A 14,152-nucleotide genomic window follows, 5' to 3' on the forward strand; every position below is an offset into this window, starting at 1 on the left:
GAGCCTACGTGGCGTGCACGGTAACAGCCGCTGGCAGAGAGCTTCTCAACCTAGGAAATGTGGTGCGCCGATATCGCAGGGATCAGCCGACGAGCGGTCACCACCACGAAGACGATGAGCAGCACGAAGATGCTGCCGTCTGCGGCGATATAGAAGTAGTGCCATAGCGATCCGCCGGTATCTACGCCCGCGACTACGGCATCCGTGCGGGCATTGAGCGGTGGGCGGATCACCAGAATTTGAGTGAGCAACACCGCCCAGAGACCGATGAGCACACCCCACTGCGCGCGCGTCGCGCGGGGTCGGAGCATGGCCACGGTCAGAAGCGCAGCAAGTACCAGCGCGGTCGTGTTCATCGCGAAGAAGACCACCCGGCCGATGCCGAGTCCGAGCTCGAGGGTGATCCCCGGCGCTTGGAACTTCAGCGGAGTCTCGAGGAACGAGATGCCGATAATCAGCCCCAGCCAGATCGCGGGAATGACTAAGCGAAGGGCGAGACTGGTGCGGTGCATACTTCCAATTTATCGGACGCACGCGCCTGACTCCCGCGCCGGCCCCGGCATCCGCCTAGGACGCAACGAACTGCGGCGTTACGCTGCGGAGCGAGCGCGACCGATCAGACCGGCGCGCACGAGCAGCACGTAGAGCTGGCATCCGAGGCAGTAGTCGAAGACCGAGTTCAGGAACGCGGCAATGAATGCCATGCCAGCGAAGATCACGAGGGCGTAGGGAACGGCGGCGAGGTGCAGAACGACGCCGAGCACGGTGATGACAAAGCCGACGCCCTGCGAAAACGTGGGTGGGCGCGGGTCTTCGAGGTGGCTGGGTGCGCTCAAGCGCGGACGAATCGCTGCCTTGAAGAAGAGACCGTAGGGGTGTCGCTGGATGCCGGCGAAAGCGCCCCACGCGAAGAGTGCAGCAATCACGGCAAAGAGAATGAATGACGGCTGGCTGGCACGCTCGGCGAGAGCGGCCGGGAGCGCTGCTGCGGCATCCAACCCGAGGCCGATCACGGTGAGCAGGAGTACGGCGGTAATGCCAGCGCCGAAGCGGGGACCGCGCGGGTCGATTCCGGCCTGGCCGGGCTTGGCGGCGAGAGCTGCTTTGGAACCAGAGAGCTGAGCCGCTCCGGCGGCGGGAGTGTCATTCGTAGTCATGGGAGTCGCTATCTGTGATGCGCTGGGCGCGGGTGCGGGGTGCGGGCGCTGTCTCGGGGCGGACGGGTGCGAAAACTGGTCGCTAGACCAACGCGGGGGCGAGCATCCGCCCCAGTTCGGCACGGAGGTCGTTGATCTTGGGGGCTCCGCCGATGCGGGCCTGCAGCACACCGTTGCCATCGAGGATGAACGTGGTCGGAGACTGCAACAGGTTGAACTGGTTGGCGATTTCGGGGCGCGAGGTGACATCCACGTCGACGTGAACCACTGAGCCGGTTCCGTCATCAAATTCGTCGGCGAGGGCGCTCAACTGGGTGCGGACCATGGGGCAGATGGCGCAGGCTTCGGTGGAGAACTGGAGCAGAGTGACGCGACTGCCGAACGGCGCGGCTCCCGGAATCGAGATGCGATTCCCTTCGGATGTGGCGGTCGAGACGTCAGTTCGAGTGTGCTTGATGCGGCCGGTTCGGGCACGCCAGACCAGGCCCAGCACGGTGGCGAGTGCCACGAGGCCGAGAAGCACAGTCAGGGTTTCCACAGCGTTCACCTTTCGAGATTATTGCGAGTTTCGGAGCGCCATCGTTGTATGACGCGAGGTTACGGTGCCCCGCCGCTGGAGCAACGGGGTACTGAGATAACAAGCGTTGCGGGCCCGGAGATATTCCGCGGCACGGGTTCGCACAGTTCGATGGCCCGGTTTCCACATCCTCGCAACGCTATTCGCTGAGGGAGCAGCAGGCCCGACTGGCCCACACGCAACATTCTTACGCGTCCGGGCAAGTGAAATACGCATTACCCCATAGACGCAGCAATTAAGCAATTGCATAGTTCTAAGCGGGTGCCGCGATAGGCAGTCCGCGCGCCCAGAGTCACAGATCCCCTCTCCAACGACAACGCAGTCACTAGACAAGGACAAGACATGACCCAATCACCCAAACTCCCCCTGAGCAGACGGTCGTTCCTCTCAGGAACAGCTGCAGCCGCAGCGAGCGTCGGCCTCACCGCTGCGCTGGCGGGTTGCACTCCCGAGCAGGCGGCAGTCACCGCGACCGCTGGCGCGAGCAGCGCAGCAACCCCGAAGGGCGCGCACGTTGTCCTCCTGGGGATCAGCGGCGGGCCGGGGTATTACCCCTCCGTGCAACCGGCTGGGCCATCCACCGCCATTGTTGTTGGCGGGGCGACATACCTCGTCGACCTTGGGGACCGGGCACCGGGGCAATTCATGCTCGCCAACCCGAACCAACACGAGAACTATGCTGAGTTCTCCACGCTCAGGGCCGTGTTCTTAACCCATTTGCACTCTGATCACGTCATCGAGTACTTCAAGCTTTTCAATTTCGGATGGTGGAACGGCCTCGGTCTGACCGACCGCAAAGTGAAGGTTCTTGGACCTGGGCGCCGCAAGACTCTCACTCCCGCGCACTCAGCCTCGGATGTTCCGGATCCGGCGAGCCCTTCCAACCCCATGCCGGGCACCGTGGACTTGACCGATTCCGTATTCGACGCGTTCGCAACGGATATCAACGACCGTGTTCGCGACAATGGTTTCACTAATCTCCGAGACCTCATCGACGTCGAAGACATTGCGATTCCCGGTTATGAAGAATCACTTGAGACGCTCGAGAAAATGCCAGACATGGATCCGTTCGCAGTCTATGAGGACGAGTTAGTGAAGGTGTCCGCCACTCTGGTGAACCACTTCCCCATTTTCCCCGCCTTTGCCTACCGCTTTGACACCGCAGAAGGTTCGGTGGTCTTGTCGGGCGACACGGGACCGTCGGCCAACCTCATCCGTTTGGCTAAGGGCGCTGACATGCTCATTCACGAGGCCATCGACGATGCCTGGGTTGACACGGTGTACAAGGATCAGCCGGGCGTTCGCGATCACCTGTTCAGCGCTCACACCTCGGCATCCAAGTTGGGCGCTATCGCCGAAGAAGCAGGCGTCTCGCAACTAGTTCTCAATCATTTGGTGCCGTCGGAGCCTCCACTGTCGCGATTCGACAGCGCAGCAAACGGTTTTTCCGGCACGCTTCACATCGGCAAGGATCTCGACAAGATTCCGCTGCGGCGTGCCTAGCATCCGCAATCCCTGAGGTTCAGCGCGGGGGCGTCAATCTCGTGGCGCCCCCGCCAAACCACGTTCGCCGACTAGCGCGGCGTACGCGACCGCTTCAGCGCGAGTAGCGCGGCGCGGTCGAAGCCGAAGGTACGACGAGCAACGAAGCCGCCGATGGTCGTGCCGGCAGCCAAACCGAGCCCGGTGGCAAGGGCCATCACCATCGATGGCAGGGCTTCCGTTACCCCAAACTCGGAGTCCATAAGAGCGTAGATGCCGCGGTACAGGGCGAGACCAGGCAGCAGCGCGATGATGCCGACCATGTTGGTGGCGCCTTCTGGCACTTTTAGCCAGCGGTAGAGAAGGTAGCTCACGACGCCGGCGGCGGTTCCGGCAATGGCAGGCGCAAGCCCTGGCGATGCCGCAAACGGAAGTGCGAACCAGTAGACGGCGAACACGAGCGCAGCACCCATTGCCATGATCGGGAGCAACCGCATCCGCACATAGGAGGCAAGGGCGAAGCCGACAGCAATGATGGCCGAGCCGATCATCCCGGTGACAACACTGCGGCTGTCGCCGAGCGAGTCGCCGACCGCGACGGGGATTCCGAGGCGTAGCGAAATGCTCAGAACGATCGAGATGCCGACCGCGAGACCGAGCGTCATCATGATGACCTCCATGCCGCGGGCGGTGGCGGTGACGTAGTAGCCGCCGATCGCGTCGCTCGCCGCTGACGTGAGGCCGACACCGGAAAGCAGCATGATGATGCCGGAGATCACAATTACGGTCGGGCTGTTCGATCCGGGGATTTCGATGCCGATTGAGCGCAGCCAAAACATGAAGACCGCAATCACGCTGATAACGCCGGCAGCAGCCATCTGGGCGAAGAACGCGGGGACCGACAGTCGCTCCAGGCGCCGCGTCAGCACATCTGAGATGGCGGCGGATGCTGCAGCCACAAGCACGAGCACGAAGCTGGCCCCGAAGATCACAACGACACCTGCCGCGAGGATCGCCTTGCCTGCGGTCACGACCCAGCGACGGTAGGGATGCGGTGTGGTCAGAATCGCGCTCAGCTGCTCGCGGGCTTCATCTACATCGCCGGGGCCATCGGGGCCGGTGATCTGGTCGATGAGCCAGTACACGTTCTGCAGGCGCGTGTAGTCGATGGTGCGCACTTTCACGATGCGCATGATCGACATGGGGTCTTCGTTCATACCGCGATGCACCGAAACGGTGAGCGACGTGAAGGTGATGTCGATGTGCATCCCGCTGACGCCATAAGCGGTGCTGAGGCGCAGCACGGTTGCAACGACGTCGGCCGCGGATGCTCCGGTCGCCAACATCGCTTCGCCCGCGCGTAAACAGAGGTCGATTACCGAGCGCGCATGACGCTGCGACAACTGCTGCTCGTTGCCCGGCAAAGAGAGGAGCTGAGTGGGCGCATTGTTGGTGCGCAGCGCTCCCCCGGCCATAGTGATGAGAGATCGGCTCACTCGCTGTTGAAATGCCCGCAGTCGGTTGCCGTTGCCCTTAGTCACCCGTCAAGGCTACGGGCTATCGGGTGCCCGCCGATACCCGGCTGCACGTTCAGCCTTCGCCACCTAAACTAAATCGACCTCCCCGCGCTGGGGCAGCACGCTGCCTCGACTTGCGCGCGATGACTACGAGAAGAAAACGAGTTCGCGATGGCCCGTCTGCACCCCGTCATACGCACTGTTGGCGACGCCTTCCGAGGCTCACTGATTGGCTTCGCGGAAATCGTTCCCGGAGTCAGCGGTGGCACCATTGCCCTCCTGGTCGGCGTGTACGACACCCTCATCGACGGCGCCGGGCACCTCGCTCGCGGGGTTGCGCTAACTATTGCGGATGGCGTTCGCGGTCGCGGCTTCTCGCGGGCTGGTGCGCACTTCCGTTCGGTGCGCTGGAACGTCGTATTACCCATCGGCATCGGGATGCTCCTCGCCATCGTCGCCGGCGCAGCAGTGCTCGCTCCCCTGCTCGAGGCCTACCCCACCGGCACCCGCGCCGTCTCAGCTGGCCTCATTGCCGCATCCCTCATCGTTCCGGCCCGCATGGTTGGCGGACGCTGGACCTTCCTCGAAGTCATCGTCGGCTTGCTTGCCGCCGGCGTCGCCGTTGCCCTCACAAGCTTGCCTCGTGGCGGGGATGTCGAACCTGCGCTGATCGTAGTGTCGTTCGCAGCAGCGTTGGCGGTCTGCGCTCTCATCTTGCCCGGAGTATCGGGCTCCTACCTTCTGCTGATCCTCGGGATGTACGCCCCCACGCTCGCTGCCGTCAACGATCGCAACTTCGCCTATCTCGGCGCGTTCATCGTGGGCGCGATCGTCGGTCTGGGCCTCTTCGTCTCAGGCCTGCAGTGGCTGCTGAAGCACCGCCGCCGCATCACCCTCGTGATCATGACGGGCCTCATGCTCGGCTCACTGCGCGCCCTCTGGCCCTGGCAAACCGAGTCAGGCGAAGTGTTGGCTCCCGAAGGCGACCTCGGACTCGTACTGATCCTCATCGCCATCGGTGCCGCGGTCGTGCTCGGCATCTTGGCGGCAGAGGCTGCCCTCATGAAGCGGCGGATGCTCTCGCCGGAGATCGTCGCGGATCCTGAGCCGCACGACGCTTAGTCCTGCGACAAGCGCGACACCCGACAGATCAAGGTTCGACGCTCTCCGCGTCTGGTTTGGAAGATTCGATTTGTGCGTTCGCGTCGGGTTTACGCTTCCAAATCGCCCCGATCGCCCCGCTGACGCTGGAGGCGGCTCCTTTGACGGCATCACCGGCGTTCTCTGCCGCGGTTAGCGCGCGCGGTTTGTCAGGAACTCCATCGCCATCTAAATCAATCGATCGGAACACGCCTGTAGCTCGATCGAAAGTTTCCGCCCCAAGGCGTCCGGCAACAGCCACACCCTCAGATGCGGTGGCCAGCGCCTTATCCCGAACTTCAAACGCCGCCTGCCGCCAGCGCTTAGGTACGTTCTCCTGATGCTCGGAGTCGATCCCTAACCGGCTTCTAAAAGTAAGCACGCCAACTGCAACTTTGTCGCTTGATTTCACCGCTGCTGGTGCATCGAACGGATTGAATAGAACGGACTTGTTCGCGCGGTGAACCGTGTCGTTCATTTGGGCGAGAATGCCTGCGGTGCAGCCCGCAACCACTTCAACACGTTTCTTACGAGCATGTTTAAGACCGACTCGATGGCTTTCTAAGTCTTCAGGTGCGGCGTCCAGCACTCGATCCAGTTCGAGGATCGACAGTCCGTCTTGGAGCTGAATTGTTCGCGCGAGAACTGCGAGCCATTCATGCACCTTAGGCTCTACTTCTTTCGTGAGCTTGGCAACGTCGCCGATGTCAGATTTCTTCGCGAGCTTGGATGCGATGCTGTCGAGTTGTCGTAGCGCATAGCCCTGTGTGCGAGCAAGTGACAGTCCACAAGCCTGCACTTTGGACCAGGTGATCTCAGACACCCGTCCGACGCGCTCCCTGACAACCAACGCGTCTTCAATGATCAGATCGACACCGATCATGTCGGCTAAGACTGCGTCTTTATGGGCACGCAAAATGTCATCGACTTTCTCATTAATTTCCTCGAGATAGTCGACGATGGTATCCATCTGTTTCTGAATTACACGCTGTTGCATCAACGAGGCCAACGCGGTGACAGCGAATGGGCCGCTGAGCAACGCGGTCGGGGCTTTTGCAATCTGCAGCCACTTCTGTATGTCGCCCGGGTCCCCGATCATGGCGTGGCTAACTCCGGGTGTCTTCGTCGCCATCAACCCGAATTCCTTGACGGCTGCCGCTGATGCTTCTGTCAACTGCACCCATCTACCCGAATTCAGAGCCAGATCCACACTAATTTTCGTGGCCTCTGCGCCAGTGGTGGCGAAAGAGCGCAAACGTTGTAGGTCAATCTCATGCGATGGGAGCTGCGCTAGCCCCGTTGATAGGAAGAATCGCTCAACATCAGCCGAGGCGCCAATAGCCACGAGGCTGTCGCCATCGCTGACCAGTTCGATTTCGCTGCTCATTGCCATCCCTGTCGTTTGTTTACCTGCTCTCACACTAGGGCCAGCAGCAGTTCCGTTCCGGGACAAATGACCGGAACTCAGGCAAGTCTCTTCGAAGCGGCGACCTCCGTCTCGAGTATTCTGCAAGATCAGAGCTGAGATGACAGGCTTCCACCGCGCCCTAACGAGTTGGTCGCGGACAGAGATCTCAAGCGCAATTTCAGCGCTGTCGTCTGTGCTCTGTAGCGCTGCCGATGAAGGAACTTGACTCGGTCAGTTCACGCAACCGCAGCACCGCCGCCGCACGGCTCGTGACCTGCAGCACGCGAAACACCCCTTCGAGGTGCTTCTTCACGGTCGACTCTGACATGCCTAGTTCGCGCGCGAGTTCGTTGTTCGAGCCTCCGGTGCGCGCGAGCGTGAGCAGCACTTCGGCCTGACGAGGGGTGAGGCCTGCCACCAAGAGCGCGTTCGTGTCGGCAGCGACATCCTGTTGCCGGCGCAAGAGCAGCACCGTCGGGCCTAGCCGCACCGGATGCACGATGCACTGCCACCGGTGCGTGCCGATGATCACATCGTGACGAGAATCGTTGCCGGGCGCTTGCGCAGTGGCGGCAATGATCGACGCGAGACTGTCGGGAACCCGGGCTCCCGCATCCAACACCGTCGACGACGACGCCTCCACCACGCCATCCGAGCGCACTGAAACGACCGCCCAGGCGTAGCGATCCATCTCCGCATCCACGAGGCGGGAACGCTCCGCGTCAAGCGACGAACGGTGGTGCATCGCGAGATGACCGCTCAACGCGTTCATGACGGCAACGTCGCGATCGCTGAACTCCCCCCTCTGCTCGCTACGATTCAGGGCATAGGCGACCACGACATCCGGTGGCGACGGCAACTGCGTCACCAGCTGAAAGCGCACACCGAACGGTCCGTAGAAGTGGCGGTAGAGGTCTGTTTCGGTGACATCCGCGCCGCCCGCAACATCACAGAAGCGGATAGCGCCGAGCCCACGCTCGGCGTTCGCGGCGGCATTCAACGGATGCTGGTGAAAGTACTTGTCGTACTCGGGCTTAAGTCGGGTCGCTTTAGCAATCTCGCTGGCGGGCGACATGACGTAGCGAAAGTCGCGGGTGGCGAGCACCATGTCATTGAACGATGCGCTGTCGCAGTCGATGACCTCGCGCACAGCATCCAGAACATCCGAAAATTCGAGGGGCGGATGCTGCGTAAGTCGGCTGGCAACTCGCAAGACCGCTTGCGCATCAGAATCGCTGAGTCCCATGCTCCAACACCCTACCCGCGCGGTTACGCCGAAAGACGTATTGCACAACCACTCTGCCGGCGAGGAACCTTGATTTCATGACAACTGCGCACTCATCCCTCATGCCCGCTTCCGTTCTCCGGGCGCGCACAGCACGGCTCGCAGCAATCGTGCTCGCTGTCAGTGCCACGCTCGCCGCCTGCTCCCCCGCCGCTGACGAGCCCGCAGACTCTGCGACGACAGAAGAATCCACGACGGATGAGACCACGGGTGACGAGGGAACGCCAGACGAACCTGCCACCGGCGGCTTCACTTCCGATGATGTCGGCAACGCCACGCTGCGTATCAACGGCGTCGAGTTCCCCGACTTCACTGGGGACTGCGAGATCAGCCGCGGCAACGGCAAGGAAGACGTGGGAGACCTCAACGAGGGCGACATCGTCACGATCATTGGTATCGATAACGTCGACGCTCACGAAGACATGCTGATGAACTACATCGCTCTCAATGAGGAAAGCTTCCGGTTCCGTGATCAGGAAGCGGCCGCCGGAGTAGGCAACAACGCCAACGGCACCATCTCGACGTTGACGGAGCTCAGCCCGCGAACAGCCGACGGCAGTCGCGACATCGTCGAAGTGCGCTTCGCCGGCGAGTTTGAAGACGGCACTCCGATCGAAGCCGATGTCGTCTGCGAACTGCAGAACGCCTTCTAGACGGCCAGCACTCACGCCCCACCGATCCCTCCAGAAGGCAAGGCTCAGCCAACTGGCATAAACTAGGCCTCTTGATTACTGAGCCCGCGGGGCTCGCTCGACGGAGGTTCCGTGGCCGGAAATGCCAACACGCGCTTCAACAATGTTTCACTGTTGTCGGTCGCGAGCACACTACCCAGCCGGGTAACCACATCAGAAGACCTCGAGGCGCGCCTCGCCCCGGCGTTCTCGCGCCTCGCGCTGCCCAGCAGACTCCTGCAACGAGTCGCCGGTGTACTCGAACGTCGCAACTGGGCTGTCGGCGAAACATCTGACGACGCCACCGTTTCAGCAGGCCAACGCGCGCTAGCTGAAGCTGGCGTGGATGCCTCTGAAGTCGGCCTCCTCATCAACACTTCTGTCAGCCGCAAGCACCTTGAACCCTCGGTAGCGGTGCGCCTGCACCACGGCCTCGGCCTGCCCAGCTCAGCCATCAACTTCGACGTCGCCAACGCGTGCCTCGGCTTCGTGAGCGGCATGAACCTTGCTGCCAACATGATCGAGTCGGGCCAGATCCGCTACGCGATCATCGTCAATGGCGAAGACGCGGATGACATTCAAACCAACACCATCGACCGCCTGCTCAAGCAGGATTCCGATCGTGACGGCTTCATGAGCGAATTCGCGTCGCTCACCCTCGGTTCCGGAGCCGCGGCTGCTGTACTCGGACGCACCGACGAACACCCGGCCGGTCATCCGATTCTCGGCGGCGTCACTCGCGCGGCAACCCAGTTCCACGAACTCTGTGTCGGCAGCGTCGACGGCATGTTCACCGACGCGAAAGCACTTCTCAAAGGTGGCCTCGACCTCGTCGTCTCGGCGTGGAAAGAAGCATCCACCGAATGGGACTGGTCGAAGATGGACCTCTACGTCACCCACCAAGTGTCATCGGTGCACACCAACGCCATCGTCAAGGCGGCAAAACTCGACCGAGACCGTGTGCCCACCACTTTCCCGCAGTACGGCAACGTCGGCCCCGCGTCGATTCCCATCACCCTCGATGAAGCGCAAGGGTCCCTCAAAAAGGGCGACCGCGTTCTGCTCATGGGCGTCGGCTCCGGCCTCAACACAGCAATGATGGAACTCGCATGGTGACTGAAGCCGCTTCCCGCCCGCCGCACGACCTGCCCGGGCTCGACCCGCGCTTCAGCCGAGTTGCCTCCGTACCCGGTAGCGGTCTGGATGCGGGACTCACCCGCGACTGGCACTACCTCGACAACGGCGACGAGTTGGCTCGCCTCGGCGTCCCCATTGCCGGCACCATCTTGGCCGTCCACGGCAACCCGACCTGGTCGTACTACTGGCGTGATCTGCTGACGCAGACGCTGCAGGCTGCCGAGGCTGCGGCTACGGCTAGCGACGCATCTGGAGCGGCGGCGCCCGCGTGGCGCGTTATCGCCGTCGACCAACTCGACATGGGCTTCTCGGAGCGCACCGGCATCCATCGTCCGCTCGCGCAGCGCGTCGCCGATCTCACCGCGTTCACCGAAGCGCTCTCGATTGATGGCCCCGTTATCTCGCTCGGTCACGACTGGGGCGGCGTCGTCTCCCTCGGCTGGGCCGTCGACCACGCGGAGCAGCTCACCGGCGTCATGCTGCTGAACACCGCCGTGCATCACGAGACCGGCAAGCCGATTCCGGCACCGCTGCGACTCGCTCGCGCACGCGGGATGCTGGCGGCATCCACCGTTCGCACCCCCGCGTTCTTAGAGACCACGCTCGCGTTCACGTCTGAGCCGCTAGACCCAGCAGTGAAGGATGCCTACCGTGCGCCGTACCGCACGGCAGCGCGTCGCGGAGGAATCGGCGGCTTCGTTGCCGACATCCCCGTCGATTCCAGCCACGAAAGCTTCAGCGAGCTCGACCGCATCGCGACCGCCGTTGCACAACTCGACCTGCCGGCGCTCATGCTGTGGGGACCGCGCGATCCGATCTTCAGCGACTACTACCTCGATGACCTCATCGAACGACTCCCGCACGCCAACGTCCACCGTTTTGAGGGTGCCGGCCACCTCGTTGCCGAAGACGTGCCGTACGCCGACTTCGTGCAGACCTGGCTCGGCGACAACGCCGCGAGTCTCGCGAGCCCGGGCTCCGACTCTGCCTCGGCCTCGCCGTCGCCGCGGGCAGCGATCGCCGCAGCATCCGCAGCCTCAGACGACTCAAGCTTCGTGCCGCTCTGGCACAACCTCGACGAACGCGCCGACGACTCTGCCACCGCTGTGATCGACATGTCGACGCGAGGAAACCGCGGTCCCCAGCAGGTCAGTTGGCGCCAGCTCAGCGACCGCGTGAACCGCATCGCCGCCGGCCTCACCGCGATCGGCGTGAAGAAGGGCCAGCGGGTCTCGTTGCTGGTGCCGCCCGGGCCGACGCTCACTGCCGTGGTCTACGCCTGCCTGCGCATTGGCGCCGTCATCGTCGTCGCGGATGCCGGCCTCGGCGTCAAGGGACTCACCCGTGCCGTGCGCGGATCCTGGCCCGATTTCGTTATCGGCGAAGCCCCCGGCCTTATCGCCGCCCGCACGCTCGGCTGGCCGGGAGTGCGCATCTCCACCGCGCAACTGCCGAAGGTTTCCGCCACGACTCTCGGAGTTTCATACAGTCTGCGCGACCTCATCACTCTGGGCGCTGACACGCCTCTCCCCGCCGAACCGCGGTCTGCGGATGACGCAGCGATCCTCTTCACCTCGGGCTCAACCGGCCCCGCCAAGGGTGTCGTGTACCGCCACGGTCAGCTCTCCGCCCTGCGCGATGTGCTTGCCAGCCATTTCGAGGTGACCTCCGACACCGGACTCGTGACCGGGTTCGCACCGTTCGCCCTCTTGGGTCCTGCACTTGGCACGCGCTCCGTGACACCCGAGATGGATGTGTCAGCTCCCCGCACTCTCACCGCCCGGGCCGTCGCGGCTGCCGTCGAAGCATCCGGCGCCAGCATGGTCTTCCTCTCCCCCGCCGCCATCCTCAATGTCGTGGCAACGGCGGGAGAACTCACGGCGCACGACCGCAGCGAACTCGAACGTGTTCGCTCGTTCCTCTCCACCGGCGCACCCATTGGAGCCGAGCTGCTCGCCTCCGTGGGCACGATCATGCCGAACGCGACCGCGCACTCGCCCTACGGCATGACCGAATGCCTGCTCGTGACGGACATCACGCTCGACGGCATCCGTGCCGCCGCCGGTGGTACTCATACTGGCGTGTGTGTAGGCAAGCCGATCGGCGAGAACCAGCTACGCATCAGCGCGCTCGATCAGCACGGTGCAGCGACTGGGGCACCCAGCGCAGAGCCCGGCGTTCTCGGCGAAATCGTCGTCTCAGCGCCGCACCTCAAGGACCACTACGACCGCCTGTGGCTCACCGACCGCGAAGCTGCCCGCGAGACCACGGTCGAGACGGATGCCGCCGCTTCTGCCGCATCGGACGCGACGGCTGAACCGGGTGCGCCCTCCGCTCGCTGGCACCGCACCGGCGACGTCGGTCACCTCGACGAGCTCGGCCGCCTCTGGGTCGAGGGCCGACTCCCCCACGTGATCGTGACCTCGACAGGGCCGATCGCTCCCGTCGGCGCCGAGCAGGACGTTGAAAGTGTCGCGGCCGTGCGCCGTGCTGCCGTCGTCGGCGTCGGGCCGCACCAACTGCGGCAGGCTGTCGCGGTAGTCGAGACTGTGTCGCCGACTCGTCGGCCTGGGCTCGCCAGCCCCGAGCTGACTGCGGCCGTGCGCGAGAGCACGACACTGCCGCTGGTCGCCGTGCTCGCCGTTCCCGAGCTGCCGACCGACATCCGCCACAACTCCAAGATCGACCGCTCGCGGTTATCGGTGTGGGCTGAGCGACTGCTGGCTGGCGGAAAGCCGACCGCACCATGATCGTGCTCGTTACCGGGGCATCCGGATTTCTCGGACGCGCAGTTGCCGCCGAGGCAGTCGCCGCGGGGCATGACGTGCGCACGCTGCAACGACGACCATCTGGCGTCGACGGTGCCACGGACTTCCTCGGCTCGATCACCGACCCGGATCACGTCGCGCAGGCGATGGAAGGCGCTGAGGGCGTCATTCATCTCGCCGCGAAGGTATCGCTCGCGGGTGACCCGCACGCGTTCCACACCGTCAATGTCGAGGGAACCCAACTCGTGCTCGCCGCAGCCGAAGCAGCCGGCGTTTCTCGCTTCGTGCAAGTGTCATCGCCCTCGGTCGCGCACTCGGGCTCCGCGCTGGCAGGCGTCGGCGCCGAACCCGCATCGCCCGACCATGCCCGCAGCGAATACGCGCGCACCAAAGCCACCGCGGAATTGCTTGCTCTCGCCAGCGACAGTGACCGGATGCACGTGGCCGCGATTCGCCCGCACCTCGTCTGGGGCCCAGGCGACACCCAACTCGTCGGCCGCATCGTAGATCGAGCTCGCCGCGGACGCCTGCCGCTCCTCAATGGCGGCACCGCCCTCATCGACACGACGTACGTCGACAACGCGGCATCCGGAATCGTCGCTGCTCTGCACCGCGCCGACACAGCGCACGGCAAGGCCTACGTCTTGACCAACGGTGAACCGCGTCCCGTTGCCGATATCTTGGCGGGCATCTGCCTCGCTTCGGGGGTCCAGCCGCCGCGCTGGAGCATCCCGGCTGCCGTTGGCCGCACCGCAGGATCCTTGGTCGAGCGCGTATGGGCAGTGCGCCCCGGAGTCGACGAACCGCCCATGTCCCGCTTTCTTGCCGAACAGCTGTCGACGGCGCACTGGTTCGATCAGCGCGACATCCGCGAGGCTCTGGACTGGTCGCCAGCCGTGAGTATTGACGAGGGGCTACGCCGACTCTCCCGCCACGAGCAATAGCGGGTACGCTCGGGGGCACGAGCCACTCGGCTCACAGGAGGACAACGTCATGGCCGATAAATCACC

Annotated in this window: 12 protein-coding genes; 6 read left to right on the plus strand and 6 right to left on the minus strand. The window is 63.6% G+C overall.

Going from position 1 to position 14,152, the window contains the following annotated elements:
- Window positions 1–50 precede the first annotated feature (50 nt).
- The 3 genes from ACR3YK_RS12700 to ACR3YK_RS12710 form a co-directional block, all read right to left on the minus strand.
- Entirely contained in the window at window positions 51–512 is a 462-nt protein-coding gene (locus ACR3YK_RS12700; RefSeq protein ID WP_486175205.1) for a hypothetical protein, read from the minus strand.
- Window positions 513–590: 78 nt separating this feature from the next.
- Window positions 591–1,157, minus strand: a complete 567-nt coding sequence (locus tag ACR3YK_RS12705; protein WP_486175206.1) for a DUF4395 domain-containing protein — start codon at window positions 1,155–1,157, stop codon at window positions 591–593.
- An 82-nt stretch (window positions 1,158–1,239) separates the two neighbouring features.
- Window positions 1,240–1,695 carry a TlpA family protein disulfide reductase gene (locus tag ACR3YK_RS12710; RefSeq protein WP_486175207.1) on the minus strand — a complete coding sequence of 152 codons (456 nt, stop codon included), beginning with the start codon at window positions 1,693–1,695 and terminating at the stop codon, window positions 1,240–1,242.
- Between the two features lie 381 nt (window positions 1,696–2,076).
- Here ACR3YK_RS12710 and ACR3YK_RS12715 point away from each other — a divergent pair, with 381 nt between their 5' ends.
- A complete protein-coding gene (locus tag ACR3YK_RS12715; protein WP_486175208.1) occupies window positions 2,077–3,237 on the plus strand; it encodes an MBL fold metallo-hydrolase in 1,161 nt (386 codons plus the stop codon).
- A gap of 71 nt (window positions 3,238–3,308) precedes the next feature.
- Here ACR3YK_RS12715 and ACR3YK_RS12720 read toward each other — a convergent pair whose 3' ends face one another.
- Window positions 3,309–4,757, minus strand: coding sequence for a threonine/serine exporter family protein (locus ACR3YK_RS12720; RefSeq protein ID WP_486175209.1), 1,449 nt, complete (start codon window positions 4,755–4,757; stop codon window positions 3,309–3,311).
- A gap of 147 nt (window positions 4,758–4,904) precedes the next feature.
- Between ACR3YK_RS12720 and ACR3YK_RS12725 the strand changes: the two genes are divergently transcribed.
- Window positions 4,905–5,855 carry a DUF368 domain-containing protein gene (locus ACR3YK_RS12725; RefSeq protein WP_486175210.1) on the plus strand — a complete coding sequence of 317 codons (951 nt, stop codon included), beginning with the start codon at window positions 4,905–4,907 and terminating at the stop codon, window positions 5,853–5,855.
- 28 nt (window positions 5,856–5,883) lie between these two features.
- Here ACR3YK_RS12725 and ACR3YK_RS12730 read toward each other — a convergent pair whose 3' ends face one another.
- A complete protein-coding gene (locus ACR3YK_RS12730; protein ID WP_486175211.1) occupies window positions 5,884–7,260 on the minus strand; it encodes a hypothetical protein in 1,377 nt (458 codons plus the stop codon).
- Between the two features lie 199 nt (window positions 7,261–7,459).
- Window positions 7,460–8,527, minus strand: a complete 1,068-nt coding sequence (locus tag ACR3YK_RS12735) for a helix-turn-helix transcriptional regulator (protein ID WP_486175212.1) — start codon at window positions 8,525–8,527, stop codon at window positions 7,460–7,462.
- A 77-nt stretch (window positions 8,528–8,604) separates the two neighbouring features.
- Here ACR3YK_RS12735 and ACR3YK_RS12740 point away from each other — a divergent pair, with 77 nt between their 5' ends.
- The 4 genes from ACR3YK_RS12740 to ACR3YK_RS12755 all read left to right on the plus strand — a co-directional run bounded on the left by ACR3YK_RS12740 (window position 8,605) and on the right by ACR3YK_RS12755 (window position 14,086).
- On the plus strand, window positions 8,605–9,219 hold the full coding sequence (locus tag ACR3YK_RS12740; protein WP_486175213.1) for a hypothetical protein: 615 nt from the start codon (window positions 8,605–8,607) through the stop codon (window positions 9,217–9,219).
- Window positions 9,220–9,330: 111 nt separating this feature from the next.
- On the plus strand, window positions 9,331–10,353 hold the full coding sequence (locus ACR3YK_RS12745) for a 3-oxoacyl-ACP synthase III (protein WP_486175214.1): 1,023 nt from the start codon (window positions 9,331–9,333) through the stop codon (window positions 10,351–10,353).
- Window positions 10,347–13,124, plus strand: a complete 2,778-nt coding sequence (locus ACR3YK_RS12750; RefSeq protein WP_486175215.1) for an alpha/beta fold hydrolase — start codon at window positions 10,347–10,349, stop codon at window positions 13,122–13,124. The genes ACR3YK_RS12745 and ACR3YK_RS12750 overlap by 7 nt, the downstream gene beginning before the upstream one ends.
- Window positions 13,121–14,086, plus strand: coding sequence for an NAD-dependent epimerase/dehydratase family protein (locus ACR3YK_RS12755; RefSeq protein ID WP_486175216.1), 966 nt, complete (start codon window positions 13,121–13,123; stop codon window positions 14,084–14,086). The genes ACR3YK_RS12750 and ACR3YK_RS12755 overlap by 4 nt, the downstream gene beginning before the upstream one ends.
- Window positions 14,087–14,152: the final 66 nt, after the last annotated feature.

It is taken from the genome of Salinibacterium sp. 10G20-15 (assembly GCF_057365065.1).

Bases quoted from the DNA above. Each gene is read 5' to 3' on its own strand.
- ACR3YK_RS12700 (WP_486175205.1), bottom strand. From the start codon at position 512: ATGCACCGCACCAGTCTCGCCCTTCGCTTAGTCATTCCCGCGATCTGG.
- ACR3YK_RS12705 (WP_486175206.1), bottom strand. From the start codon at position 1,157: ATGACTACGAATGACACTCCCGCCGCCGGAGCGGCTCAGCTCTCTGGT.
- ACR3YK_RS12715 (WP_486175208.1), top strand. From the start codon at position 2,077: ATGACCCAATCACCCAAACTCCCCCTGAGCAGACGGTCGTTCCTCTCA.
- ACR3YK_RS12725 (WP_486175210.1), top strand. From the start codon at position 4,905: ATGGCCCGTCTGCACCCCGTCATACGCACTGTTGGCGACGCCTTCCGA.
- ACR3YK_RS12730 (WP_486175211.1), bottom strand. From the start codon at position 7,260: ATGAGCAGCGAAATCGAACTGGTCAGCGATGGCGACAGCCTCGTGGCT.
- ACR3YK_RS12735 (WP_486175212.1), bottom strand. From the start codon at position 8,527: ATGGGACTCAGCGATTCTGATGCGCAAGCGGTCTTGCGAGTTGCCAGC.
- ACR3YK_RS12740 (WP_486175213.1), top strand. From the start codon at position 8,605: ATGACAACTGCGCACTCATCCCTCATGCCCGCTTCCGTTCTCCGGGCG.
- ACR3YK_RS12750 (WP_486175215.1), top strand. From the start codon at position 10,347: ATGGTGACTGAAGCCGCTTCCCGCCCGCCGCACGACCTGCCCGGGCTC.
- ACR3YK_RS12755 (WP_486175216.1), top strand. From the start codon at position 13,121: ATGATCGTGCTCGTTACCGGGGCATCCGGATTTCTCGGACGCGCAGTT.